Source organism: Rhizobium sp. T1470 (assembly GCF_042140505.1).
In the GTDB taxonomy this organism is placed as follows: Bacteria; Pseudomonadota; Alphaproteobacteria; order Rhizobiales; family Rhizobiaceae; genus Rhizobium; species Rhizobium favelukesii.
The window spans coordinates 620308-644418 of the sequence record NZ_CP148094.1; the positions used below are offsets into that span (position 1 = coordinate 620308).

The 24111-nt window shown below is 59.2% G+C and carries 21 protein-coding genes and 8 pseudogenes; 15 read left to right on the forward strand and 14 right to left on the reverse strand.

What is annotated here, in order from left to right; all coding sequences use genetic code 11:
* Window position 1: 1 nt before the first annotated feature.
* Window positions 2-697 carry an urea ABC transporter ATP-binding subunit UrtE gene (urtE, locus tag WGT02_RS37380; protein WP_024316562.1) on the forward strand — a complete coding sequence of 232 codons (696 nt, stop codon included), beginning with the start codon at window positions 2-4 and terminating at the stop codon, window positions 695-697.
* A gap of 18 nt (window positions 698-715) precedes the next feature.
* Here urtE and WGT02_RS37385 read toward each other — a convergent pair whose 3' ends face one another.
* The gene (locus WGT02_RS37385) at window positions 716-1012 is read right to left on the reverse strand and encodes a helix-turn-helix domain-containing protein (RefSeq protein ID WP_208245578.1); all 297 of its coding nucleotides are present in this window, start codon (window positions 1010-1012) and stop codon (window positions 716-718) included.
* Between WGT02_RS37385 and WGT02_RS37390 the strand changes: the two are divergent.
* Window positions 953-1169: pseudogene (locus tag WGT02_RS37390) on the forward strand (NmrA family NAD(P)-binding protein); the annotation flags it as partial. The gene WGT02_RS37385 and the pseudogene WGT02_RS37390 overlap by 60 nt on opposite strands.
* A 118-nt stretch (window positions 1170-1287) precedes the next feature.
* Here the strand turns inward: WGT02_RS37390 and WGT02_RS37395 are convergent.
* The 6 genes and pseudogenes from WGT02_RS37395 to WGT02_RS37420 all read right to left on the reverse strand — a co-directional run.
* Window positions 1288-1557 carry a hypothetical protein gene (locus WGT02_RS37395; RefSeq protein WP_208245577.1) on the reverse strand — a complete coding sequence of 90 codons (270 nt, stop codon included), beginning with the start codon at window positions 1555-1557 and terminating at the stop codon, window positions 1288-1290.
* 191 nt (window positions 1558-1748) lie between these two features.
* Window positions 1749-2047 (reverse strand): annotated as a pseudogene (locus tag WGT02_RS37400) (transporter); the annotation flags it as partial.
* A gap of 113 nt (window positions 2048-2160) precedes the next feature.
* Entirely contained in the window at window positions 2161-3402 is a 1242-nt protein-coding gene (locus WGT02_RS37405) for an alpha/beta hydrolase (RefSeq protein WP_051166706.1), read from the reverse strand.
* A gap of 123 nt (window positions 3403-3525) precedes the next feature.
* Window positions 3526-3738, reverse strand: coding sequence for a hypothetical protein (locus WGT02_RS37410; protein WP_024316557.1), 213 nt, complete (start codon window positions 3736-3738; stop codon window positions 3526-3528).
* Window positions 3735-4541: a DUF2092 domain-containing protein gene (locus WGT02_RS37415; RefSeq protein ID WP_375679935.1), complete on the reverse strand. Its 807-nt coding sequence runs from the start codon at window positions 4539-4541 to the stop codon at window positions 3735-3737. The genes WGT02_RS37410 and WGT02_RS37415 overlap by 4 nt, the downstream gene beginning before the upstream one ends.
* Before the next feature lie 114 nt (window positions 4542-4655).
* Window positions 4656-4877, reverse strand: a pseudogene (locus WGT02_RS37420) (adenylate cyclase); the annotation flags it as partial.
* Between the two features lie 706 nt (window positions 4878-5583).
* Here WGT02_RS37420 and WGT02_RS37425 point away from each other — a divergent pair.
* On the forward strand, window positions 5584-6579 hold the full coding sequence (locus WGT02_RS37425) for a Fic family protein (protein ID WP_157997378.1): 996 nt from the start codon (window positions 5584-5586) through the stop codon (window positions 6577-6579).
* A 484-nt stretch (window positions 6580-7063) separates the two neighbouring features.
* Here the strand turns inward: WGT02_RS37425 and WGT02_RS37430 are convergent.
* Window positions 7064-7368, reverse strand: a pseudogene (locus tag WGT02_RS37430) (hypothetical protein).
* A 40-nt stretch (window positions 7369-7408) separates the two neighbouring features.
* A pseudogene (locus WGT02_RS37435) lies at window positions 7409-7726 on the reverse strand (MerR family DNA-binding protein); the annotation flags it as partial.
* Window positions 7727-7822: 96 nt separating this feature from the next.
* On the opposite strand from WGT02_RS37435, the gene WGT02_RS37440 reads away from it, so the two are divergent.
* From WGT02_RS37440 to WGT02_RS37450, 3 genes and pseudogenes are all read left to right on the forward strand, one after another.
* On the forward strand, window positions 7823-8212 hold the full coding sequence (locus WGT02_RS37440; protein WP_024316552.1) for an antitoxin Xre/MbcA/ParS toxin-binding domain-containing protein: 390 nt from the start codon (window positions 7823-7825) through the stop codon (window positions 8210-8212).
* Window positions 8209-8727 carry an RES family NAD+ phosphorylase gene (locus WGT02_RS37445; RefSeq protein WP_024316551.1) on the forward strand — a complete coding sequence of 173 codons (519 nt, stop codon included), beginning with the start codon at window positions 8209-8211 and terminating at the stop codon, window positions 8725-8727. Before WGT02_RS37440 ends, WGT02_RS37445 begins: the two co-directional genes overlap by 4 nt.
* A gap of 28 nt (window positions 8728-8755) precedes the next feature.
* Window positions 8756-8986 (forward strand): annotated as a pseudogene (locus WGT02_RS37450) (hypothetical protein); the annotation flags it as partial.
* Here WGT02_RS37450 and WGT02_RS37455 read toward each other — a convergent pair.
* Window positions 8932-9994 (reverse strand): annotated as a pseudogene (locus tag WGT02_RS37455) (IS630 family transposase). The pseudogenes WGT02_RS37450 and WGT02_RS37455 overlap by 55 nt on opposite strands.
* A 284-nt stretch (window positions 9995-10278) precedes the next feature.
* Here WGT02_RS37455 and WGT02_RS37460 point away from each other — a divergent pair.
* The 6 genes and pseudogenes from WGT02_RS37460 to WGT02_RS37485 all read left to right on the forward strand — a co-directional run bounded on the left by WGT02_RS37460 (window position 10279) and on the right by WGT02_RS37485 (window position 18344).
* On the forward strand, window positions 10279-12507 hold the full coding sequence (locus tag WGT02_RS37460) for a prolyl oligopeptidase family protein (RefSeq protein ID WP_208245576.1): 2229 nt from the start codon (window positions 10279-10281) through the stop codon (window positions 12505-12507).
* A gap of 356 nt (window positions 12508-12863) precedes the next feature.
* Window positions 12864-14336 carry an IS21 family transposase gene (gene istA / locus WGT02_RS37465; protein WP_208245170.1) on the forward strand — a complete coding sequence of 491 codons (1473 nt, stop codon included), beginning with the start codon at window positions 12864-12866 and terminating at the stop codon, window positions 14334-14336.
* Window positions 14333-15229 carry an IS21-like element helper ATPase IstB gene (gene istB, locus WGT02_RS37470; RefSeq protein ID WP_208245168.1) on the forward strand — a complete coding sequence of 299 codons (897 nt, stop codon included), beginning with the start codon at window positions 14333-14335 and terminating at the stop codon, window positions 15227-15229. Before istA ends, istB begins: the two co-directional genes overlap by 4 nt.
* Before the next feature lie 345 nt (window positions 15230-15574).
* Complete coding sequence (locus WGT02_RS37475) at window positions 15575-15775, forward strand: hypothetical protein (RefSeq protein WP_263623183.1); 201 nt, start codon at window positions 15575-15577, stop codon at window positions 15773-15775.
* Between the two features lie 1332 nt (window positions 15776-17107).
* Window positions 17108-17200, forward strand: a pseudogene (locus WGT02_RS37480) (6-carboxytetrahydropterin synthase); the annotation flags it as partial.
* 83 nt (window positions 17201-17283) lie between these two features.
* Window positions 17284-18344, forward strand: a protein-coding gene (locus tag WGT02_RS37485; RefSeq protein ID WP_208245220.1) for an IS630 family transposase whose coding sequence is annotated in 2 segments (ribosomal slippage) — window positions 17284-17776 and window positions 17776-18344 — 1062 coding nt in all. Because the reading frame shifts where the segments join, the coding sequence is not laid out codon by codon here.
* A gap of 290 nt (window positions 18345-18634) precedes the next feature.
* On the opposite strand, the gene soxR is transcribed toward WGT02_RS37485, so the two are convergent.
* A complete protein-coding gene (gene soxR, locus WGT02_RS37490) occupies window positions 18635-19069 on the reverse strand; it encodes a redox-sensitive transcriptional activator SoxR (protein ID WP_024316549.1) in 435 nt (144 codons plus the stop codon).
* Between the two features lie 86 nt (window positions 19070-19155).
* Here soxR and WGT02_RS37495 point away from each other — a divergent pair, with 86 nt between their 5' ends.
* The 3 genes from WGT02_RS37495 (at window position 19156) to WGT02_RS37505 (ending at window position 21946) form a co-directional block, all read left to right on the forward strand.
* The gene (locus WGT02_RS37495; RefSeq protein WP_024316548.1) at window positions 19156-19878 is read left to right on the forward strand and encodes an SDR family oxidoreductase; all 723 of its coding nucleotides are present in this window, start codon (window positions 19156-19158) and stop codon (window positions 19876-19878) included.
* The gene (locus WGT02_RS37500; protein WP_024316547.1) at window positions 19875-20999 is read left to right on the forward strand and encodes an S-adenosylmethionine:tRNA ribosyltransferase-isomerase; all 1125 of its coding nucleotides are present in this window, start codon (window positions 19875-19877) and stop codon (window positions 20997-20999) included. The genes WGT02_RS37495 and WGT02_RS37500 overlap by 4 nt, the downstream gene beginning before the upstream one ends.
* Before the next feature lie 731 nt (window positions 21000-21730).
* Window positions 21731-21946: a hypothetical protein gene (locus tag WGT02_RS37505; protein ID WP_141652584.1), complete on the forward strand. Its 216-nt coding sequence runs from the start codon at window positions 21731-21733 to the stop codon at window positions 21944-21946.
* A 101-nt stretch (window positions 21947-22047) separates the two neighbouring features.
* Here the strand turns inward: WGT02_RS37505 and WGT02_RS37510 are convergent, their stop codons facing one another.
* The 3 genes from WGT02_RS37510 to WGT02_RS37520 all read right to left on the reverse strand — a co-directional run bounded on the left by WGT02_RS37510 (window position 22048) and on the right by WGT02_RS37520 (window position 24108).
* Complete coding sequence (locus tag WGT02_RS37510) at window positions 22048-22560, reverse strand: sigma-70 family RNA polymerase sigma factor (protein ID WP_225040517.1); 513 nt, start codon at window positions 22558-22560, stop codon at window positions 22048-22050.
* A gap of 189 nt (window positions 22561-22749) precedes the next feature.
* Window positions 22750-23361 (reverse strand): flavin reductase family protein, encoded by a 612-nt coding sequence (locus tag WGT02_RS37515; protein WP_024316543.1) that lies wholly within the window; start codon window positions 23359-23361, stop codon window positions 22750-22752.
* A gap of 3 nt (window positions 23362-23364) precedes the next feature.
* Window positions 23365-24108, reverse strand: coding sequence for an aspartate/glutamate racemase family protein (locus tag WGT02_RS37520; protein ID WP_024316542.1), 744 nt, complete (start codon window positions 24106-24108; stop codon window positions 23365-23367).
* Between the last annotated feature and the right edge of the window lie 3 nt (window positions 24109-24111).

Genomic DNA, 24111 nt, shown 5'->3' on the forward strand with positions numbered 1-24111 from the left:
GATGCTGACAGTCGAGAATGCAAACCTCCATTATGGTGCAGCACAGGCGCTGCGCGGCATCTCCATCAAGGCGGAGATGGGCAAGATTACGTGTGTGCTGGGGCGGAACGGCGTGGGGAAGAGCTCTCTTCTTCGCGCCGTTGCCGGCCAGCACCCTCTATCTGCCGGGGCGGTTACCTTCAACGAAGTCAAGCTGAACGGGCTGCCGCCCTACGCCCGTGCCAAACAGGGGATCGGCTACGTGCCGCAAGGGCGCGAGATATTCCCGCTGCTGACGGTCAAGGAGAACCTGGAGACGGGCTTTGCGCCGCTTTCGCGCCGTGACAAAAATATCCCCGACGACATCTTCAGCCTGTTTCCGGTGCTGCAATCGATGCTGGGGCGGCGCGGCGGCGACCTGTCGGGCGGGCAGCAGCAGCAACTGGCGATCGGCCGGGCCATGGTGACGCGGCCGAAGATCCTGGTTCTCGACGAACCGACGGAAGGTATCCAGCCCTCGATCATCAAGGATATCGGTCGGGCGATCCGCTATCTGCGCGACAGCACCGGCATGGCGATCCTGCTGGTCGAGCAGTATCTCGATTTCTGCCGGGAGCTTGCAGACTACGTCTACATCATGGATCGCGGCGAGATCGTTCACCAGGGGCTGGCCGAAACTCTGGATACGCCCGAGGCGCGTCGCCATCTGACTGTTTGAGTTGGTGGCGATCCGAACCTATTTCGGAACCAGGGAAATTCGCTTTCGCTCGTCAGCGGCGTAGCTTTCTCCCCAACTGGCCATGGCCTGAATGATGGGAGCGAGCGAGCGGCCAAAGGGCGTCAGGGAATATTCAACCTTGGGCAGCACTTGCGGATAGACCTTTCTGTACACGACCCCGTCGGCCTCCAATTCGCGCAATTGCGACGTCAGCATTTGCGCCGTCACGTTATAAACGGGCGATGGTACAGGCATTTCGGCGGTTCGCACGGCGTGTTCCTGATGACGCCGCCAATCGCGCCGCCAGCGACGCATGAAGCAGAACTAGGGCAGGGAGCTGGCGGACGCAGCCGTTGAAGCAGGCGTTCAACACCTCGTTTTCAGCGGCTTGGAAAACGTTGATGAAATTACAAATGGTCGGAAATTCGCGCCGCACTTCACCGACAAAGCCAAGATTGAGGACTATAGCCGTTCGGCTTGTGTTGCTGTCCTTGAGCGGTCGCGAAAAGGCCCCGCTTGGTTCGCGGGGCAAGGTGAGGGCTGAGCGTCACGTCCCCAAGGCCGTGAACAAAAAACGAAAACGCCGTACGCTATGCCATGGTTCCCTTTCGGCTAAGATTGAAACCGCGCGCGGCATCGACAATCTGTTGCAGCTGCTTCGCGTCGCGCACGCCCTGTTGATAAAGCTCGATGGTGATCGCGGCGATGCGATCCGCCTCCTCGGAGCCAGGCTCTATTCCGAAATCTTCGCAAGTCGCATCGAAAACTGCGTGACATTTGCGCAGGTCATCAGAATCCAAGGGTTCATCGTGGCGACTGAATTGTTTTCGAGACATCACAACATCCTCCATGAAGAACATCGCGTTTGCCATCCCTAAAGAGGCCCCGCCATGACAGCGGGGCAAGGGTTGGGACATAGGAAAGGTCGAGGCGAAGCCTCTGGTCGCTAAATGCGATTGCCGATCTTTGGTTCCACGCAAAGGGCTGCGCGAGGTGCAAGACAAGGCGGCTATTTTAGAGGTCAGCTGGCACCTCGGACATTGGCCCGATGAAACCGGGTTCCCGACGGGCCGGCGATCTCGTTCTGCCAGGTGACCGGGAGAATGGTTCGAGAGATGACGTTCCAGTCCTCGTTGATCTCGATGGGAACCACAGGCTGAATGTTCGGCGTCGCCTTGTCGCCGTCTTCGGGACCGTAGCCGCGGTGGTGGTTGAATTGGAAAGGAACGCTGATTAGCGAGGCGATCGGATTTGAGAGCTTCTTGCCAGATCCTCGCTCGACTGGGCATCGGTGCTGGCACCACTGCATCCCAGGGCCAGACTGAGCAAAGCGGAGCGGTATGATGCCATTGTCAATTTCAGTACCCCTCTCGTCCCAGAGCGAGATCTAGAAGTCAAATGTGACGCCGATGATCGGATGTGGCGAATCAAAGCATACTCGATCGGCAGCCGAAGCTGGCGGCCTAGCGTTTGCAGTTCGGCGTCGGCCTGCCTTCCCCGCAGTTCTTGACCGCCGCTGCGGCCGACTGAGGGCCGCTCGAGCCCGCCGCGCTGCTGATGTGGCTGGCATAGTTGTCACGCGTGTCCTGATCGACGACTGCTACAGGCGCGGCGAGAACCAGACCGGCGACGTTGCCAGCCGCCGCTGCGGCGCCCGTAGTTGCTACAAGGATCTGATCGCCAAGTCCGACCCTGCTGTCGGTGAGCGTCTGGCCCTCCGAAATGCGCTGGCCAATGAGCTGGACGATCTCAGGTGACTCGGCGAACTTGCCGTGGTTCATGCTGTCGCCGGATTTGATCTTGGTGAGGTCGATGACCATGATCTTGTTGTCCTCGAGCTCCTTCTTATACGGGGCCTGCTCCGGATCGATGGCACCCAGCCGGGAGACGTCGCCCCAGACCCGGCGCGAGAAGGCCAGCGCCTTGTCATCACGGGAGACAAACAGCGTGAACTGCGGATGCTGCTTGCCCATGTCGGCGATCTGCTGGCGGAACACGTCGACGTCGACATCGGGGGCCGCGAGCATGACGTTCTTGAACTTCTCAGGCAGCCGGCCGTTGCGAATGGCCATCTGGCGCAAGGATTCCAGTGCCAGCCAGTTGCCCATGGAATGCGCAAGGATCGAGACTTCCTTCACCTCGGGGTCTCTTGCCAGATACTGGAAGAGCGTCTCCAGTGCGTTGCGGGTATAGTTGGTACTTTCCCGATCGTAGCCGTAGGCGAGCAGGCTGCCGCGCGAGGGCCAGGTTACCAGAACGGGTGCGCTATGGACGCCGGAGTCGTGGACGATCTGCGCGAAACGGTAGACGGCATCCTCGAACCGATTGTTGAAACCGTGAATGAACACGAGCACGCTGCCGTCCGGGGTCTTCCTGACGGTCGCGCTCAGCCATTTTTTTGCCTTGTCGATGTTGAGATCGTCGGCCTTGACGGTGGCGAAGTCGGTGGCGGGATTGGACGGCAACCTCTTCGGCCAGGCGACCTGTCCTTCCTTGCGAACCTTGCTCGGCGGAATGGATATCGTCATATCGGCAAAGGCAGGAGCCAGCGCCCGTTCGCCGTTGAACATCTCGCCTGGAACCGTGGACCGGGTGCGGGTCGTCGCGATCAGCATGTCGACCTTCGGCGACTGCGGTGAGGTGTTCGCCACGGGGGTCAACACATCCTTCGGATGTCCTCCGCATCCGGGCAATGCTGTAGTCACCGCACATACAAGAAACCAACGAACCCAGCTCGTTCGAGCCGACGCCCACGCTACGCTACTTCGACTGCCCACAGATCGCCCCCATCAAAAATATCTCGCCGACCGTCCCTCGACTGTCTCCTCCTAACAATAATAGACGCCGACCGCGCAACGCCGGACCGTTCGGCGCGCCACTCCGGCAACGCTGTACGGCGTCAGCGGTCTGCCGACCCTGGCTTCTGCCGGGGTCACGATACCGTCTGGCAAGGGGATCGAAAGCTGCTCAGCAACCTCAAGCCCGGAAAATCCGACGGCCGCGGCAATTACAAGAACTCTCACCCGTTGAAACAGGGTCATTGCTTCGCTCCCTTTGCGAGGTGATCGGGAAGCTCGTCGGTGTCCTTGAGCTTCGACAGATCGACCTTCTGCGCGTTCGAGGTGTTTTTGAACGTGTAGTCTGCCGCCATGACATCGGTGCCGGTCTTCCAGTCGCTGATCTGGATGCTGTATTGCGGCCCCTGATCGACCTGTGTCGCGGTGATCACGTAGCGGCACGGGTAGGGGCGGTCGCCTTGAGCGATCCAGATCTGCCAGTCGACCTCCTTGGCGCGGAAGGCGAGATGATCGCACTCGGCCCCCCCGATCACGCCACTCCCAAGGTCTTTCACGTTTGTGACGCCGTCCATCAAGGTGCCGTAGACGTCCGGCAGCAGCAGGTCTGCTCCGGGAACCGGCCGGTGCAGCTTCTCCCGCATTGCGTTGATGAGATCATCGATAGTGCCGGGCACCTCGGCCTGCGCATAGAGGTTGGCGTCTTTGCCAAAAAGGGTCGCCGTCTTGCCGTCAAATGTCATTTCGACATTCGCAAAGCCGCCGTGGCGGGTGACCCGGAGCTTGTCGGGCCGGCCCATTTCCATCTTGCCGGAACTTGCCAGCAGGATCTTCTGATGCTCGGGGGTAACGACCTCGAGATTGGTGTCGTAGGCGAAAGAGATGGCCTTCTGGGAGGCTAGATAGTTGGACATCGCCTTCACCAGCTTCTTGGCGGCGCCTTCGTCGGCATGTGCCACCGACAAGAATCCGGAAACAATCATGGCGACCAACCCGGCCACGAATGCGGCCGTGAAACTATGCCTGGATCTTGGTGATGGTCTGGTCATCGACGGAGGCCCTCCGAGCTGATCGTTGCAATCCGTCGAACTCTACAGTCGGACGGCGGGAAAGGCCCGTAACATCTGGTAGCATCTGTTCCGTTACGCTTGGCCGGGCGCAGGTCAACGCGGCACAAGCTCGGTCGGTCCGTGAAGCGGAAGCAGCATTGATGCTCGCACTTCGTCCGACGCCGGCAGGCCCGCCTTTCGGAGGTCGGCGATCAGTCTAGCTTGATCGGCTGGCTGGAAGTTTCTAGCCGTCAGTTCGGTGACGACATTGGGTACGAAATCCGGCCTCATCGCGTTGAAGAGAGTAGCCTCTCGGCGCGCTTCCTGCCCCCGTCCGATGGTCGCCAGATTACCCTCGGTATCGCGGTCCGCGACAGAGCCAAGGCGTGATGGTCAGCCAGCTCCACGAGCGCTGTGGCGACTCCTCTTTGCTCCAAGCTGCATGGGAAAAGGCCACCAGCTTCGATCCTCAGGAGTGGCTGCGGATGGTTCTTGTTGCGGCCTCGAGCGCCGGCTTCGTGCCGGGGCCCGTATTTCATGCAGTTTTTATGCATGAAAATTTTCTGCGTTGAAAAACCACTGATATCAATGCCTTACCGAATCGATTTTTGCAATCAAGAGCCTGTCGTGAGACATGGCTTTTTTATGCGCGTTTTATGCATATATTGGATGACGTTTAGTGAGAGGTAGTCCTATGCATCCCGTCCTTCTTGTCCCCGAATTACAAGGTCTGGAGAAGAACGTTTATGACACGCTTGCACGGCGCGGCGGAAGCGGGCTTTCTCAGGCGAAGATCATCCAGTTGCTAGAGCTTCGGCCTTCCAGTCAGTCTTCGGTTTCCCGAGCCCTGGCTAAGCTTGGCGCATCGGGACTCGTTGAAAAGTCCGGAACCACTAGAGACGCGTCTTTCAACTTAACTTCGGAAGCGAGATGGTTTTCAGTTCCCAGCCATCTACGTCCGCATGTGAACTATGATCCAATGCGGTTTCGATCCTATGACACTGACGCTGGACCCTGGCTTGATCCCGCTGCGCGCGCTCTCATGGCCGATTCCGTTGGGCAGGGCGGACTTGATCTCGACCCTTCGACGTACACGCGCGAAATTGCCGAAAGGTTTTTGATCGAGATGTCGTGGGCTTCCTCGGCGCTTGAGGGAAACACGTATTCTCTGCCCGAGACCGAGGCTCTGATCAAATACGCGGAAGTCGCGGGTGGCAAGTCCGAAGTCGAAGTGCAAATGATCTTGAATCACAAGCAGGCTATTGGCTGGGTTATCGACAATATCGCAACGGCGCAGATCACGTCGGAAACGGTGATGAGACTGCACGCTATGCTCATGCGGACACTGGTCAGGCAGAACAATCTGGGAGCGGTTCGGCGCGACCCGGTTTCAATCACGACCAGTTCATACTCTCCGTCGTCCGATCACGCGGAGCTATCAATGGGTCTTTCGGAGCTCTGCTGGAAAGCATCGATGACGAGAGACCCTTTCGAGGCCTCCTTCGCGCTGCTTGCAGGCATCGCGTATCTGCAGCCTTTTATCGATGGCAACAAGCGGACTGGGCGGCTGCTCAGCAATATCCCCCTCCTCAAGGCAGGCCTGCCTCCTATTTCCTTCGTCGGAGTGGGTAGAGCCGCTTACGGCATCGGCATGACGACATGGTACGAACTGGCGGATACAAAATACCTCAGCAAAGCCATCTCCGAAGGCTATGCGATCACAGCGCCGTCCTATCTTGTGGCAGCGACCACCAAGAGAGTGCCACGCTCTATCGAAATCAGGATGCGACGACGCCTTGATGACGCGGTCGCGGAATATCTCAATCGAGCGGTCGATGACCCGGCAATGACACCGGATGATTTCGCAACGGAGGCGTTCGCGGATATCGAGGGCGAAGACTTCGATGTCATTGTTCAATCGTTCTCGGACATCATCGAGTCGATCAGCGAAGTGAACTGTGTCGCATATGGCGTGGAGCCCGACCTTGTCGAACGCTACCACGAGGCAAAGGCTGGCGGCGGCCCCGCACATCGCTGATCGCGGTATTTTGCATAAATAGAAGGCGTACGTTGCTGATCTGAAAGATGTTTTTGTGAATCCAGACATTTGTGCATAAAAGATGCATAAATGTTGGCGCTATCGGCACCGGATATTCACGCGCATGGGATTCGTCGGTTAGGCAAGGCTTCTGAGTAGAGAGACGTTGGAAGTTGGTAATCTAATATCTGTCGAAAGTCGGAGTTTGGCGACGGACATTGGCCATGGAGAGTATTCCACCCGTTAGGGACTGGGCCAACTAACCTGATGTTCATTCCGGCATCCTGCCATTTCTAATGGCCATAAAATCTGCTTCGGAACGATCTCTAACCGAGGGTGGGCCATAATCCAATTTGAGGTGAGCTGAGAGACTGAGGCGGCGGTATCGATTCCGAAGAACCGATCATGCAAGTTCACCAAAGTGGGCTGCTTGGCGTATTCGAAAGTGTTCAACATCTCTTCAACCGTAACCGCCCGATTGTTGTTACCGCGGAGATTTCGCTTTGATGTGGGCGATGAGCTCTATCGTCGTCGACAAAGACTTTGAGGAAGTCGTTCCATTGTTCCATTCGTCGGTCGAGCGGCGAGCGTGAGCAAGCATCTGGCGCAGCTCGTCAATGCCATCGTCAGTGAGAGCAGTAATTGCCTCGTCTGATCCGGCACAGACGCTGATGATACTTCCATAGGTCAGATTATCGGAATTTCTGACGATCGCCCAAGGAGCTCAGGGTCCTCGTCGAGTATTTTCGCGACATAGTCGATGGTTAGGACGTGGGTGATCGTCGCCATCAGGCGGGCTAGGCACAGATTGCAGTAACCGGCACCCAATTCACCCCAGCCAATACCTCGGCCCCGGCCCATTGCGTCCTGCCACATCAGCAGGGTTCGCCAGGCTACTCCGGTCGATGGTCGATCGACAGGCAGCCGCAGCCGATGCACTCGGTAAGCCCCGACCGCAGGCGCTGCAACTCGGTTATGCTGATCGATGCGCAATGCCCACTCGCTAGACAGACGTGACCAATCCCGACGCGACGGCACGCGGTTTGCCGGCAACTTGGCGAGCTCGGCGCCGATCTCCTCAAGCGTCAACCCAATGCGCTGTGCAAAGGCGATGAAGGCGATCCCGGCGCAGTACGGACCGGTGATAACCGACAAGTCGCTTGAGCGAGGCACCTTGCAACGGAGCGGGTCATGCCATATCCTATGCACGTAAAATATGTTTCTACATATGGCAGGCAGAGAGATGGCTCAAGCGCACAAACACCCTGGAGAGATCGGTCCGTTGATACTGTCTTACATGGATCGAGGTGGAAAAATCGCGATCGGGCAAGTGGCAGACGGTTTTGGCATGTCTAAAGGCCAGCTTGCGGAAACTGCGGGACTTGCGCGCGAAAGCCTCTACCGGAGCGAGCGCAGCGGTGCAGCGAAAACGCAGAGCCGTCTTCGCGAGATGCTTGAAATCATCAGCCGGATCACAGAGTGGGCCGGCGGCAAGGAACAGGCAATGGCCTGGTACCGGGCACAACCGCTGCCGGCTTTCGGTGACCGAACTGCCGAGGCACTTGTAAAGGATGGCAAGGCTGCAGCCGTTCGCGATTATCTCGACCACATGGCCTTGGGCGGCTTTGCTTGAGGTTTAAGGGAACCTGCTATCGCGCGCATGATCCACGCTGGTCCTTTAAACCAACATCCGGCGATGGTGCTGCAATCAGGGGCGCCCGCTTCAATCCGAAGGGAGTGCCGGCGCTTTACGTTGCGCGCAGCATCATGACGGCTGTAAAGGAAGCCAATCAAGGCTTCGCCCACCGCATCGATCCCTGCGTCCTGTGTTCTTACGACATTGACTGCGAGGACGTCGCTGATCTGACCACCGAGCAAGGCAGGCGCGAATATTCTGTTTCATTCGATGAAATGACTTGCGCCTGGGCAACCGCACTTGCAGATGCACGACGCCCCGCCTCCTGGGCGATCTACGATCGCCTCCACGGGCACGGCGCGGCCGGCATCCTCGTGCCGAGTTTCGCGCCTGGCGCCGAGTCGGATGACCAGAACCTCGTTTTGTGGAAATGGGGGCCAGATCTCCCTCGCCAGGTAAAGGTGGATGACCCGAGCGGTCGGCTCCCCAAAGATCAGCTATCGTGGCGTTGAAGCGTTTGCTTCACGCGCCGCTACTCAGCGCTTCGCGCGAACCATCCCACGCGACATCGATGCCGCCACGCACGCAATCGAACTCCCCTGGAGCAACGGCCAGACCGAGGGTGTGGCCGGTCGCGAAGTGTTGCATTTTGTCATTGGGTTTTGCAGTCGAATTGACCTTTGGCCGGCCGAATTTGTAATACCAACGAGCGCTAATCAAAACCGGTGCGCCCAGTCACGCATTCCAATCGACATGATCTTCCACGGCTGAGCGACCAGCTTGTTCCATGCGTCGCAGCAATGGGCGACGATGTCCTCGTAATCTTTGAAGATCCGGTTGGACAACCAGTTGTCACGCAGAAATTGCCACACGTTCTCGACGGGATTTAATTCGGGCGAGCGTGGCGGCAGGAAGAGCAGTGTGATGTTGTCGGGCACATCGAGCTTCGGCGTGACATGCCACCCCGCCTGATCAACGATCAGCACGGCATGAGCGCCGTCATCGACGGCCTGGCTGATTTCGATCAAATGCTGGTTCATGGCGCGCTGGTGTCGCAGTAGGGAAGAACGAGACCCGCACCTTTGCCCTTCTTGGGGCAGATAGCGCCGAAGATATAGGTCCACATCGTGCGTTGATCGTGTGGTGCCGAAGGCCTTGTTCCCCTGCGTGCCCATCGCCGGGTGATCTTGTTCTTTTGGCCTATCCGAGCTTCGTCGGCCCACCAGAGCTCAATCTCGACGTTCTTCGGGAGCCTGCCTTTGATGGCTGCCAGTGTGGCGGGGAACTTTTTTTAAAACTCTCCAGGTCGCCTTCGTTCTGGGCGTAATGGCGCGGGCGGGCAGACAGCTTTGCAAAGCCGAGCGCCTTCAATTCGCGGCCAATGGTCGTTTCATCGACGGATATCCGATATTCTTGGAACAGCCATTGAGCAAGATCCTTGCGCCGCCAGCGCACAACGCCATGCACCGCCGGTATCGGGCCACTTTCGACGATCTTTGCCAAAGCCTGGCGATGCACGTCGGAAAGCTTTCCTTGATTGCCGGGTGCTTTGCCATTGATGAGCCCCGACGGGCCACGCGCATTGAAGCGAATAACCCAGTCGCGGACAATTTGCAGGGTCACGCCTCCGATCCTGGCCGCATCGCTGCGGGAATGGCCATCATAGATTTCGGCAAGGGCAAGAAGCCGCCGAGCCTGTGCCGCATCCTTCGTGCCTTTGGCCAACGCCCGAAGAGCGAAGCCGTCGAAGTCATCGCGCAGTGGAATTCCTGATGTCATCCGCAAACCTCCGTTTGCGGTATTGATTCAGAACTCAACTGATTTGGAAACCTCAAAAAGAGTCAGAGATCGCTCACGCTGGTATTAGAGCCATCGCGAAGCGACAAGCGTGTCGCGGTTGCGACATTATGGTGCGACTTATAACTACATGGCCTCCCGCCGTCCCAAATAATCCATTGAATTCAAGCGTATCTTACTGGCACAGCTCTTGCCTAGAAGGTAGGCGAAGCGGTTCATTTCCATCGCTTCGCCTACGTTTTTCGAGGTTTTCGAAAGGGCTAACCATGAGCAGTACATCTATGAACAGCTTAATGACGGCGGCGGCCTTGGCTATGGCGACCGCCATGACGGCTTCCGACCAGCCCCAGATGACCACCGTCGCCAAGGCGATCGGTTCCAACCCCAACAAGGCTCCTAACGATGCCACCGACCCTCGCGCCTATCTGAACGAGGTCAACGGCGACGAGGCGATGACCTGGGTCAGGGCGCATAACCTATCGACCGTCAATAAGCTGTCGAAAGATCCGCGCTACAGCGAATACCAAGCCGAGATTCTGAAGATCCTACAGGCCACCGATCGTATTGCTTCGCCCGGCTTCGCGCAAGGCGACATGATCGACAACTTTTGGCAGGACGGCACGCACGTACAAGGCTTGTGGCGGCGTGCGAGCTGGGAATCCTACAGGTCAGGCAAGCCGCAATGGCGCACCATCCTCGATGTCGATGCGCTGTCCAAGGCCGAGGGCAAGACCTGGGTTTTCGCAGGCGGGGACAGCCTGCCGCCGGCCAACAATCTCCGCCTGATCAGCCTGTCCGATGGCGGCAAGGATGCGAATGTGGTGCGCGAATTCGACATTGCCAAGGGTGAATTCGTTAAGGAAGGCTTCGTCCTGCCCGAAGGCAAGCAGTCGGTGACCTGGGTGGACGAGAACACCATCTATGTGACCCGGGAATGGACGCCGGGCGAAGTGACCGTTTCCGGCTATGCATATGTCACGAAGGTGCTGAAGCGCGGCCAGGGCCTGGATCAGGCGGTCGAGATTTTCCGCGGCGATAAGAAGGATGTCTCGGCAGGGCGCGGCGTGCTGCGCGACATCGACGGCAAGTATGTCATGGACACCTCCTATCGCGGCCTCGACTTCTTCAATACCGAACTAGCCTTCTACCCGAACGGCCACAACGATAGCGGCAAGGTGGTCCTGCCCCTCCCGAACACGGCCATCTTTAACGGCTACTACAAGGGCCAGGCAATCTATCAGTTGAAGTCGGACTGGACCTCGGCCAAGGGCACCGTCTTCCACAATGGCGCGATCATCGCTTTCGATCTCAAGGCGGCGCTCGCCGATCCGGCGCACGTCGAACCGCTGGCGCTGTTCATGCCAAACGAGCACCAGTCTGTCAAAGGGACTGCCCAGACCAAAAACCGTCTCGTCCTGTCTATCCTGTCGAACGTCACCAGTGAGGTACGCAGCTTCGATTTCGGCAAGGGCCGCTGGTCGTCTTTCAAGTTGGCGCTGCCGAAAAATTCGACCCTGTCCCTGACGTCTAGCGACCATGGGAGCGATCATTTGTTCGTCTTCTCAGAAGGTTTCCTCGAACCTTCCACCCTGTTTCGTGCCGATGCTGCAAGCGGCAAGGTCGAGGAGATCAAGTCGATCCCTGAACGCTTCGATGCCCAAGGCCTGCAAGTACAGCAGTTCTGGGCGACCTCGACGGATGGCACGAAGGTTCCATACTTCCTCGTGGCACGCAAGGATGTCAAGCTGGACGGCACGAGCCCGACCATCCTCTACGCCTATGGCGGTTTCGAAATTCCAATGCAGCCTCGCTATTCGGCAGTGCTTGGCAAGCTATGGCTGGAAAAGGGCGGCGCCTACGCGCTGGCCCATATCCGCGGCGGCGGCGAATTCGGACCGAAATGGCACCAGGCCGGCCTGAAGACCCTTCGTCAGCGCGTCTTCGACGACTTCCAGGCCGTGGCCCAGGACCTGATTGCGAAGAAGGTCACCTCGACACCGCATCTCGGGATCATGGGTGGTTCTAATGGCGGCCTGCTTATGGGCGTGCAACTGACCGAGCGCCCTGACCTGTGGAACGCGGTCGTGATCCAGGTGCCGCTTCTCGACATGGTCAATTTCACCCGGATGTCGGCAGGTGCCTCCTGGCAGGGCGAATATGGCAATCCAGACGATCCAGCCGAAGGCGCCTTCCTACGCTCGATCTCGCCTTATCATAACGTCAGGGCGGGCGTGGCCTATCCAGAACCTTTCTTCGAGACTTCGACCAAGGATGACCGTGTCGGACCGGTGCACGCGCGCAAGATGGCCGCCCTGTTCGAAGATATGGGTCTACCCTTCTACTATTATGAAAATATCGAGGGCGGTCACGCCGCGGCCGCCAACCTGCAGGAATCCGCCCGCCGTTACGCGCTCGAATACACCTACATGTCTCAAAAACTCATGGACAATAGTGCGGTAGCCTTAGGACCGTGTCAGCGGATTGAAGCGAGATGAAGCCGGCGGCGAGGGCGCAGACGTGGGCGCGCACCACGGGTGGAATCGAACACCTGCACCAGATGCGCCGACCAAATCCGCCCTTCGCCAACAGCGCCCCAATAAAGCGCACCCATGCACGCCTCCATGTGCGCGGCGACAAACAAGGTGAGACTCAGCGTCAATCAGGATGAGACTCGGCGGCGGGGGTGTGACGAAGGGAGGGCGTAGCCCGACTGGAGTTACACCCCCGCCGCGGCGCAATTTTTCGGCGTCTCATGATCGCGGTTGGCCCGGTAGCGTCGGTGATTTTCTGAGAATGGAGAATCACCTTTGTGCCGGGTCGCCATGTAACCGATCATCAGACGAGGCTTTTTATGAAGTACCGACAAAACAACCCCATTGAGGTCGCTGCCGCCAAGGCGTCGATCAGCCGGGCGACGGCTTACCGCATCGAGAAGGATGCGCGTCTTCCATCGCAGACCAAGCCGCCGCGCGACCGGCGTCGCCCCGATCCCCTTGAGCACATCTTCGACGCCGAGGTTGTTCCGCTCCTCAAGGCCGCGCCCGGCATCCGAGCGGTCGCCGTTTACAACGAGATGCTGCGGCGTCATCCAGAGCTGTCAGAAGGTGTTCGCCGTACGATTGAGCGTCGTATCCGATCATGGCGGGCTGTTCACGGTCAGGAGCAGGAAGTGATCTTCCGTCAGATGCACGAACCCGGTCGGTTAGGACTGTCGGATTTTACCGACATGGGCAGCCTCGGCGTGACGATCGCCGGCCAATCGCTCGATCATCTGCTTTATCACTTCCGGCTGGTCTGGTCGGGCTTCGAGCATGCCCATGTCATCCTGGGTGGAGAGAGCTTCGTCGCTCTGGCCGAGGGGCTGCAGAACGCCCTGTGGTCGGTTGGCGGTTCGCCGCTCTATCATCGCAGCGACAGCTTATCGGCCGCCTTCCGCAACCTCGATGCCGACGCCAAGGTCGATCTGACGCATCGCTACGACGAACTGTGCGCCCATTATCGCATGACGCCGACGCGCAACAACAAGGGCGTCGCGCACGAGAACGGCTCGATCGAAAGTTCCCACGGCCATCTCAAGAATGCGATCCGCGATGCTCTGCTGATGCGCGGAACCAGGGACTTTGGCGACCTCGGATCCTATCGCGCCTTCATCGATGAGATCGTCAGCCGCCGCAATGCCGCACATGGCAAGCGCATCGATGCCGAGCGCACGCATCTGCAAGCTCTTCCCGATCGTCGCACCACCGACTTCGAAGAGGTCATCGTCACCGTATCGAGCACCGGCGGCTTCGCCTTGCGCAAGGTCTTCTACACCGTGCCTTCCCGTCTGATTGGCCACCGGCTGCGGGTGCGTCTGTTCGACGATCGCCTCGACGTCTTCATCGGCGGCACGCATCTGCTGACATTACCCCGAGGCCGCGCCCATGCGAGTGGCAAGCACGATCAAGTCGTCAACTATCATCACGTCATTCATTCCCTGCGCAAAAAGCCGATGGCGCTTTTGGGGCTCGTCTATCGCGACAAGCTCTTCCCCAGGCCGGAATATCGCAGGACTTTCGACGCGCTCATCGAGCAACTGCCCGAGCGGCAGGCTTGCAAGATCACCGTGGAACTGCTTGCCTTGGCTCACGATCGCAGTTGCGAGCGTGAACTGGCCGAGGAGCTTGCCAAAACGCTCGACGCCCACAAACTGCCTGATCTGGCGGCTTTGAGAGCGGTCTTCAGCCCGGACCCGGATCAGTTGCCGATCGTTCATGTGCAACTCGCGTCGCTCAATGGTTATGAAGCCCTGATCGGCACGGCCTATGCGGGAGAGGTCGCATGAAGAGCAACATCCACACAGTCGATGAAGCCCGCCTCGGCATCATGCTCAACGAACTGAGGCTGCCGACGATCAAGACGTTCTGGCACCAATTTGCCGAGCAGGCCGATCGGGAAGGATGGCCTGCTGCCCGTTTCCTCTCGGCCATCGCCGAGCATGAATTGGCCGAACGCGCCCATCGCAGGATCGAAAGACACCTCGCCGAGGCCCACCTGCCACCCGGAAAGACGCTCGACAGCTTCGCCTTCGACGCTGTTCCCATGGTCTCCAAGGCCCAGGTCATGGCGATTGCAGCCGGCGATAGCTGGCTCGCCAAAGGCGCCAATATCCTGATGTTCGGTCCGCCCGGCGGCGGAAAGAGCCATCTCGCCGCAGCCGTCGGCCTCGCGCTAATCGAGAACGGCTGGCGCGTGCTCTTCACCCGCACGACCGATCTCGTCCAGAAGCTTCAGGTCGCGCGGAGGGAGCTTCAGCTCGAAGCCGCCATCGCAAAGCTCGACAAGTTCGATCTTCTCATCCTCGACGACCTGGCCTACGTCACCAAGGACCAGGCCGAAACGAGCGTGCTCTTCGAACTCATCTCCGCAAGATATGAGCGGCGTTCCATCATGATCACCGCCAATCAGCCCTTCGGAGAATGGAACCGCGTCTTTCCAGACCCGGCCATGACGCTTGCCGCGGTGGACCGACTTGTCCATCACGCAACAATCTTCGAGATGAATGTCGAAAGCTACCGGCGGCGTTCGGCCATGGAAGCCAAACGCCAGCGCGGCAGACCCGCCTCATTCGCGACAATCAAAAGCTCTTCCCAGCTTGTCGCGGAGCGGCAATCAGAACACGATGAAACTCTTGCCAGCGACAATCAACATGATAACTTCGCTCCAACCGCGACATAAGAATCTCATCCAGATTGTCGCTCGCGTCTCATCCTGATCGTCGCGCTATACCATGTAACTATTGTACACAGGCTACTTGGCTTGACGGAAACACAAGTTGCGTCGCGACAGTTGAAGATCAGAGACATAGGAGAGCGCGGCAGGCAGGGAGCCAACATCAAGATGAGAGACGGCTATGCTAGAGACAAAACATGGCGAGGCGTGCCTAGCCCATCCTGTGCAGAGTGCGTATGGGTGCTGCAGAGGGTGGTCCACGCACACACCAGGCATTCATCGTAACCATCGAGGGCGTCGACTGGCTCGCCGACGCTGTGGGACCGTTCGCCGTTTCCATCCAGCCTCATGATGAGCGTGCTGACAGACGAAGGGCCTGCGAACTTGTTCAACAAGGATTTCAGCTTGATTCGGAACCAAACTGAGGAAACAGAAACACTCGAAACGAAGAGCGAACTGCAGCGAGTCTTGTCCGATGTTTTTCGGCTGCACCTTCCTCGGTCCACAATTGATTCGTTATGGGAAAAGCTTGGGTCGCGTGGACGGCTATAGGAAAGAAGGCCGTCAAGCCTTGCACTGCGGCGTTTTTCAGCAGTCGGATCGGCCTTTTTGCAGGCAACGTGTGTGGCGTCACTCGAAGCCTCATACGTAAATGACCCTGCTCGCTTAAGACCGCTCACCAGCCGTCAGCGGTGGCAGCCAAACGGCAGCTCCAACCAAGATCTCCGGATTGGAAAGGTGAGCGTCGGTTATGGTGTCGCCACAAGCGATCAAGCATACCGGTCCCTGTGCTGCCGTGTCCACAGCGCGCTACTCAGCAATCATCTCAAATCAGCTGCTCATCGGCGTGCCCAGCCTCCGCCGGTTGGGTGCTCGAATGGTTCAAAGGCGGCGGCCCGGCCATGAGCGTTGTGACACCTTCGGGTGCCTGCGCTCTCGAGTGCTCGGATGCACATGATGGGTAAGATGGAGCGGCTTCATTAAGCGCTGCCGGCCGATTGAGTTCCGCATTGCCACGAAATCGGCGCCGTCATCCTTTTTCACCCAGGGGGCCGCCCTCAGCTCTCGAAGCCACTTTCTCAACACAACCTTCAGCGCGTTGTCGGACATACGACATAGTGATGTCTGCGCAACTTCTTGTTCTAACGTGGCTTTTCTGTTGGCTCGCTACTTGCTTCCTCGCTCCAAGTGCATTTCGGAACCAGGAGAAACGATGGGAATAACTACAGAAAGTGCCAATGCCCCATTGAAATTTGCCTCAGTTCCAACCAGCGCTACTTCCTCACACGGGTGGACTCCGTTGGATTCGCCTTCGGCAACCCGAACTGCGGGGAAGGCCAGGTGCTCCATATGAAGGTCCACTGGGAGCTCACCGACCAGGAAAGGCTGGGACGGTCTTGGTCGCCTCAGCCGCCGTTGACGGGAGGACCGCTACGGCTCCGTTGGGGCGCGGACAAGATAAACGAAGTCCATGCGGCTGGTCGCTGTGGTTCGCCAGAATCGGTGGACTCACATGAAGTGATCAACGTTCCGAACTGCCTACGGTCGGTGTCCCCATTGACTAGCGAACACGAGCTTGAGAGATACGAAAGCTACGAACAGATGGATCGCGTCATCGGCAGCCGCGTCGAGCTGACGTTCGTTCCCATGCAAAGCGCAGTCGATTGCCCGAGCCATGGAGCTCCCCGGTTGCATGCAAGCGCTGGCATACAGCCACACCAGCATGACGGGAAGTATCCTCCAACAGACATGAACCACTCAAACGTCCTGCGAGCCCAAGGATTTCTCGAAGCTGGAGTTCCCGACCCGCTGGTCATGCGCGTGGCGCGAAGGGCGCATGGAGCTGCCTACATCAGCGAACTATGCATTGCCGCGTGGTGACGCATGAGCTGGCAGGCGAAGCGCTACCACGATATCAGTTGCGGACACCGCGTTGTTGGGCACGAAGGCAAGTGCAGGCATCTGCACGGGCATAATACCAGCGTGAGCGATCTCTGACTCTTTTTGAGGTTTCCAAATCAGTTGAGTTCTGAATCAATACCGCAAACGGAGGTTTGCGGATGACATCAGGAATTCCACTGCGCGATGACTTCGACGGCTTCGCTCTTCGGGCGTTGGCCAAAGGCACGAAGGATGCGGCACAGGCTCGGCGGCTTCTTGCCCTTGCCGAAATCTATGATGGCCATTCCCGCAGCGATGCGGCCAGGATCGGAGGCGTGACCCTGCAAATTGTCCGCGACTGGGTTATTCGCTTCAATGCGCGTGGCCCGTCGGGGCTCATCAATGGCAAAGCACCCGGCAATCAAGGAAAGCTTTCCGACGTGCATCGCCAGGCTTTGGCAAAGATCGTCGAAAGTGGCCCGATACCGGCGGTGCATGGCGTTGTGCGCTGGCGGCGCAAGGATCTTGCTCAATGGCTGTTCCAAGAATATCGGATATCCGTCGATGAAACGACCATTGGCCGCGAATTGAAGGCGCTCGGCTTTGCAAAGCTGTCTGCCCGCCCGCGCCATTACGCCCAGAACGAAGGCGACCTGGAGAGTTTTAAAAAAAGTTCCCCGCCACACTGGCAGCCATCAAAGGCAGGCTCCCGAAGAACGTCGAGATTGAGCTCTGGTGGGCCGACGAAGCTCGGATAGGCCAAAAGAACAAGATCACCCGGCGATGGGCACGCAGGGGAACAAGGCCTTCGGCACCACACGATCAACGCACGATGTGGACCTATATCTTCGGCGCTATCTGCCCCAAGAAGGGCAAAGGTGCGGGTCTCGTTCTTCCCTACTGCGACACCAGCGCCATGAACCAGCATTTGATCGAAATCAGCCAGGCCGTCGATGACGGCGCTCATGCCGTGCTGATCGTTGATCAGGCGGGGTGGCATGTCACGCCGAAGCTCGATGTGCCCGACAACATCACACTGCTCTTCCTGCCGCCACGCTCGCCCGAATTAAATCCCGTCGAGAACGTGTGGCAATTTCTGCGTGACAACTGGTTGTCCAACCGGATCTTCAAAGATTACGAGGACATCGTCGCCCATTGCTGCGACGCATGGAACAAGCTGGTCGCTCAGCCGTGGAAGATCATGTCGATTGGAATGCGTGACTGGGCGCACCGGTTTTGATTAGCGCTCGTTGGTATAAGAGGTCTGCAACTCCTACCGGAAGCTGGGCTTGGGATGATGCGCGCATTCCGGCCAACCGGAAATCACCGGCCGCCAGCAGGTCTTTTGCCCTTGAGGCTCAGGTGACCAGTATCACGAAGACCCAGCGCGAACCTGGCCCATTTTTAGGTCGCGCCTGGATGCAGACATCGACCGAGGAGAACCGAAACAATGCCTGTTGCCGCTATGCAGGGCAGGCAGGGCGATGTGAGTATGAACAGGTCGAAGACCCCGAGATCGCGGCCCTACGATCACCCCAGCCAATACCTCGGCCCCGGCCCCTTGCGTCCTGCCACATCAGCAGGATTCGCCAGGCTACACCGGTCGATCGACAGGCAGCCGCAGCCGATGCATTCGGTAAGCCCGGACCGCAGGCGCTGCAACTCGGCTATGCGCTGGTCGATGCGCATTGCCCACTCGCCCGACAGCCGTGACCAATCCCGACGCGACGGCACGCGGTCGACCGGCAACTTGGCGAGCTCGGCGCCGATCTCCTCAAGCCTCAACCCAATGCGTTGCGCAAAGACGATGAAGGCGATCCGGCGCAGTACGGATCGGTGATAACGCCTGTGCCCCGAGCCGGCCCGCTCGGACGGGATCAACCCGCGCTCCTCGTAGAAACGCAGTGCCGACGAGGCTACGCCGCTGCGCCGCGACACGTCGGTGATGGTTAGCATCGGATCCATGCATGAATAAGAGCACGAATCCCACTTGACTTCAAGTTAACTTGAACTTGTAGCAACTGTTCTCACGGACTAAAGGAGCACCGCCAATGCAGATGAAAATCGATCTTCAGGGACTTCGCGTGATCGTGACAGGCGGTACGTCCGGCCTCGGACTGTCGCTTGTGCGGCAGCTTACGGCGAAGGGCGCGCGCGTCGCCTTCGTCGCTCGCACGGCAGCCAATGTCGAGCGCGTTGCAGCCGAGACAGGCGCGCACGGCATTGTCGCGGACATCGGCAAGAAGGACGACATCTACCCGATCGCAATGCAGGTCACGGCCAGCTTTGGCGGGATCGACGTCCTGATCAACAATGCTTCAAGCCTCGGTCCTGTCACTCTGGCCCTTCTTGCCGATACCGATTGCGAGGAGCTGGAAGCGGCGCTTGCGGTCAACGTCCTCGGCGTCTTCCGGCTGACGAAAGCCCTGTTTGGTGCGCTTGCCGCGTCAGCACGCGAGGGCCGCGGTGCGCTGGTGATCAACATCTCCAGCGACGCGGCGGTCAACGCGTATCCCGGCTGGGGCGCCTATGGCGCGAGCAAGGCCGCTCTTGTCCATCTGACCGCGATCTGGGACGAGGAGGCGAAACCCGATGGTATCAAGCTCCTTTCGCTCGACCCTGGCGATATGGACACCCCACTTCACGCGCTGGCGCTTCCGGACGCCGATCCGTCGACCTTGAAGGCCCCCGAGCTTGCTGCTGGCGAGATCATCGAAACGATGCTCGACGCATTGTCGGTCCGGGCCCAGCTTTTCCCCGGGGAACAAGCATGATTGCCGACCTTTCCGATCGGCGTTCCGCCAGACTGTTCGTCGTCGAGACGGGCGGCACGATGCGTGACCTGCCGCGCACGAGGCTCGCGACGCTGTTTAATCCGAGCGATCTGGTCGTCGCCAATGACGCCGCGACCTTGCCTGCCAGCTTACACGGCACGCATATCCCAAGCGGTGAGGCGATCGAGATTCGCCTGGCCGGCTGGCTAACACTTTCCGATCCTACCCGCTTCGTGGCGATTGCCTTCGGCTTTGGTGATCACCGCACGCCAACGGAGGACCGGCTGCCTCCGCCTGCGCTGTCAACAGGCGACCGCCTGCGGCTCGGCCCGCTTGACGCCGTCGTCGAGCGTCTTCTCGACCATCCACGACTTCTCGAGCTCCGCTTCCCAGGAAACCCCGCAGCGGTACTTGCAGGAATGGCGCAGCACGGTCGGCCGATCCAATACGCGCATGTTCCCGAGCCATTGGCGCTGTGGGATGTTTGGACGAAGATTGCCGCCCGGCCGTTGGCGTTCGAGGCGCCGTCAGCGTCTTTCGCGCTCGACTGGCGCACGCTTCAAACCTGGCGTCGGCGCGACGTCGGATTCGCAGCACTCACGCATGCCGCGGGCGTTTCTTCCACTGGCGATCCCGCGCTCGACCTGCGCCTTCCCTTCGACGAGCCGTACCACATCCCCGAGCGCACCGCGGAGCGCGTCGCGCGGGCGAAGCTTTGCGGCAGCCGCATCATCGCGATCGGCACGAGCGTCGTGCGCGCGCTCGAGGCCGCTGCCAATCCCGATGGCAGCGTGCGCGCCGGAAATGGCATTGCGACAGGGCGCATCGCGCAGGGCACGTCGCTTCGCGTGGCCGATGCGGTTCTTACGGGCGTCCACCAACCCGGCGAAAGCCATTTCGAGCTCCTGCGCGCCTTCGCTGACGATGCCCTGCTCGCCGAGACATTCGCAGCGCTCACCGCGTCCGGCTACCGCGCGCATGAATTCGGCGATTCCGTGCTGTATAACTGCCAGCCGCTGCAGCTATCGGCGGGAACGGAAGGCGAACCTCTCATCACGCGGCTTGGCTATGATGTCGGCAAGATTGATGGCGTTCCCGGCGTGCTGGACGTGAAAATCTAGCCGATGGCCTCGCCACTTCAACTCCGCTCAAGGCGGCGCTTTCCAGTCGTGGTCGAAAACCATCAGCCGCGGCAGCTTTCTCTTGGCTTTTGAGAGATCACGATGATCGTCAGAGTATGTTCGAGCCGCAGAGGCGTTCCGCCTCCTTTGCGATAATGTTCAACGCGGGGCGCGGCCGCAGCCGTCCGAAACCGGCGTTCTCCTACCGTCAAACGGCGCACCAAGGTGGTCCCTGGCGCTCACTCTTCTCAGATCGGAACTCGTGCAAGGGGACTTCCGGAACATCTCTGAGTGTGTTCTGTTCGGATATCGCAACTCAGGGGGCAACCATGCTTCGATATCTTGTGATTTCCAAACGTACGCTCCCGTCGAGTGTCTCAAATGCTTGGAAAGCAATGGATATCGTTCTGGCGGGTCCGATTGCTGCGGCAGCCCTTGAGGCGTCTGACCTTGGTGGCCACGATGGCGCGATCGTCGATCTCGATTACGAGGGTCACGAGATGATCGCGTGCGTGGAAATGCTTGACGTTGGCCAGATCCCTTTCGTGTTCGCGGCCTTCGTTTCGAGTTCATTGAAGCCCCCCGGATGCTTTGTTCTGAGCGAGGCGAAAGGAGAAATCTGTGCGATCTACCATCGTCTCCGGCAAACCTTTCGAACACATTAGGATTCGCTTGAACTCTTCGATCAGAAGCGTAGGGTTTTGCTAGGGCGTGAGTTCGCGGAGGGTGCCGTGCATCAGATGAGATACTTCCCGGACATCCTGACGTCCACCGACTTTGAGATTCTCACACCGGTTTTCGAACGTCTGCGGGCAGACAACATCTGCACCGATCCCGACCGGCTGGCGCGAACAATTATTGCCTTGTACCGCGTCGGTCTTGTCTGCCCCCGACGCCTAAGTGCGATGGCCCGTTATCTGGAAGCCAGGCAGACGGCGTTCCACTAGCTGCTCTTAGTGACCTCAGGGATTCCTGATACGGGTTGCCTCAGCCAGACGCGAGCCACGAGGCGGTCAACCTGAAGCGAACTTCTGATCGCCCGCCTTTCCTACCTGGTTGCAGCTTCGCTGAAGGAGACCTCGTCCAAAGCCAGCATCAAAGCCATCCGTGCACGCGCGACACGGCTTTTTATGGTGCCGATTTCGCACCCGCACTCCTTTGCAGCATCCATGTACGAGCGCCCGGCCACGACCAGCATTAGCGGTTGTCTCAACTGTTGGGGCAGGCGATCAATCGCGTCTGAAACATCTTTCAGCCGCAATGGCCAATCCTGATCCGATGGCACGGGGATCTCGAAGGAGCCGTCGGAGAGATCGGAGGCCGGACGACAACGCTTCGAGCGCTTGTACTGGCTGCAGTAGTGGTTTCGCAGGATGGTGAACATCCAGCTCTTGAGGTTGGTTCCGGGCGTGAAATGATCCAGATGACTGAGGGCCTTCATGATCGTTTCCTGAGCAAGATCCTCGGCGTCGGCATCTGATTTGGTAAAGCGCCGCGCGAAGGCCTGCATGACAGGACGCAGGGCAACGATGTCATCCTGAATGGAAGGGTACTGCGGCATTGCGGTTCCTCCGAACATCAACCGCAATGGATACGAGCACTAATGGTTCCGGCATTTCGCCCACCGTCCGATATCGAACCAAAAGGTTTGGGTTTGACGACACAGCAGTGAACGAATCTTGGCGTTTCGGTCAGTGATCTCGAAGCGCAATTTGATATCCTTCAGCAGGCTCGTGGTGACACCGCGCCCTTACAATTTCGGTGTCAGCATCTGAAAGCGATCTCGGATCGTGGAGCAGGTGTCGCCACCCAGGCGCGCAATGGCATCGACTTCGGCGGGATCGACGCGCAGCCGTTCCGGATCGACGACGCCATCGCGATAGTGCGCGTAGATGATTTCGCCCAGGATGATCTGCCGGGATTTCCCGAGCTCCAGCGTGACGTGACGCCGGCACTCAAAGGCTGCCGGCGCCTCCGCAATCCATGGCGAGGCGACCTTCTGGCCAGGCATCGCCGTCAGCCCGGCTTCCTTCAATTCGTCGACGCCGCGCGGATATTTCGAACCGCAGATATGCATCGCATCCGCGATGGCAAACGACACGATGTTGACCGTGAAGACCTCGGTCATGCGGATGTTATGGCCCGTGTCCTTGAAGGACATGTCCGGATTGTTCTCGACGCCGAGCGCCAGGATCGGCGGATCGGCCGACAGGCAGTTGAAGAAGCTGAAAGGTGCGGCATTGATACGGCCATGCTCGTCGATGGTCGTCACGAGCGCAATCGGCCGCGGAATGATGGTCCCGATCATCAGCTTGTAGCGTTCGCGCTCGGAGAGCGTTTCGAAGTCGAAGGAAATGGTCATGGATCAGCTTGCTGCCCGCATCGGCGCAAAGGCGCTCATCGCGCCCGTGAAGGGCTTGGCCAGCGGCGATGCATAGGAGCCGCGCTTGCTGGTCGAGAGCCCAAGCGACACCAGCGCCTCCGCCTGCTTGACCGCAGCAGCGACACCGTCGACGACCGGGACGCCGTAGATATCCTGCAGCTCACGCGCCAGATCGGTCATGCCGGCGCAACCGAGCACGATCGCCTCCGCCCCATCTTCCAAGAGTGCCCGTTCGATCTCGGTTCGCAGCTTGTCGATGGCACCCGACGCGGGGTCTTCGAGCTGAAGAACCGGTATATCCGATGCGCGCACCTTTGCACGTCCGCCCATGCCATAGCGCCGCACGAGATTGTCGATCAGAACGCGCGAGCGCTCCAGCGTCGTCACGACGGTAAAGCGTTGCGCCAGGAACCCGGCCGTCGCGACAGCGGACTCGCAGAGCCCGAGCACCGGCACGTCGGCAAAGCTGCGCGCGGCATCAAGCCCGGTATCGTCGAAGCAGGCGATGATGGCCGCGTCATAACCACCGGCCTTCTGTTCCTTCAGTTCGTTGAGAAGCCCCGGGATGGCCAAGGCGCCGTCGTAATGCCCCTCGATCGAGACCGGCCCCATACGGGAGGTCGCAGCAATAATATCGGTGCCGGAGGCCGCGACCGCGCGGGCAGCGACAGCCGCCTTCTCGGTCATGGAGGCCGTCGTATTGGGATTGACGAGAAGAATGCGCATCAG

Coding starts and splice junctions, on each gene's coding strand:
- istB (WP_208245168.1), top strand. CDS start 14,333: ATGAAGAGCAACATCCACACAGTCGATGAAGCCCGCCTCGGCATCATG.
- WGT02_RS37495 (WP_024316548.1), top strand. CDS start 19,156: ATGCAGATGAAAATCGATCTTCAGGGACTTCGCGTGATCGTGACAGGC.
- WGT02_RS37385 (WP_208245578.1), bottom strand. CDS start 1,012: ATGCGTCGCTGGCGGCGCGATTGGCGGCGTCATCAGGAACACGCCGTG.
- WGT02_RS37415 (WP_375679935.1), bottom strand. CDS start 4,541: ATGACCAGACCATCACCAAGATCCAGGCATAGTTTCACGGCCGCATTC.
- WGT02_RS37510 (WP_225040517.1), bottom strand. CDS start 22,560: ATGCCGCAGTACCCTTCCATTCAGGATGACATCGTTGCCCTGCGTCCT.
- WGT02_RS37425 (WP_157997378.1), top strand. CDS start 5,584: ATGGCCGATTCCGTTGGGCAGGGCGGACTTGATCTCGACCCTTCGACG.
- WGT02_RS37500 (WP_024316547.1), top strand. CDS start 19,875: ATGATTGCCGACCTTTCCGATCGGCGTTCCGCCAGACTGTTCGTCGTC.
- WGT02_RS37440 (WP_024316552.1), top strand. CDS start 7,823: ATGGCTCAAGCGCACAAACACCCTGGAGAGATCGGTCCGTTGATACTG.
- soxR (WP_024316549.1), bottom strand. CDS start 19,069: ATGGATCCGATGCTAACCATCACCGACGTGTCGCGGCGCAGCGGCGTA.
- urtE (WP_024316562.1), top strand. CDS start 2: ATGCTGACAGTCGAGAATGCAAACCTCCATTATGGTGCAGCACAGGCG.
- WGT02_RS37475 (WP_263623183.1), top strand. CDS start 15,575: ATGAGCGTGCTGACAGACGAAGGGCCTGCGAACTTGTTCAACAAGGAT.
- WGT02_RS37410 (WP_024316557.1), bottom strand. CDS start 3,738: ATGACCCTGTTTCAACGGGTGAGAGTTCTTGTAATTGCCGCGGCCGTC.
- WGT02_RS37515 (WP_024316543.1), bottom strand. CDS start 23,361: ATGACCATTTCCTTCGACTTCGAAACGCTCTCCGAGCGCGAACGCTAC.
- WGT02_RS37395 (WP_208245577.1), bottom strand. CDS start 1,557: ATGTTCTTCATGGAGGATGTTGTGATGTCTCGAAAACAATTCAGTCGC.
- WGT02_RS37520 (WP_024316542.1), bottom strand. CDS start 24,108: ATGCGCATTCTTCTCGTCAATCCCAATACGACGGCCTCCATGACCGAG.
- istA (WP_208245170.1), top strand. CDS start 12,864: ATGAAGTACCGACAAAACAACCCCATTGAGGTCGCTGCCGCCAAGGCG.
- WGT02_RS37460 (WP_208245576.1), top strand. CDS start 10,279: ATGAGCAGTACATCTATGAACAGCTTAATGACGGCGGCGGCCTTGGCT.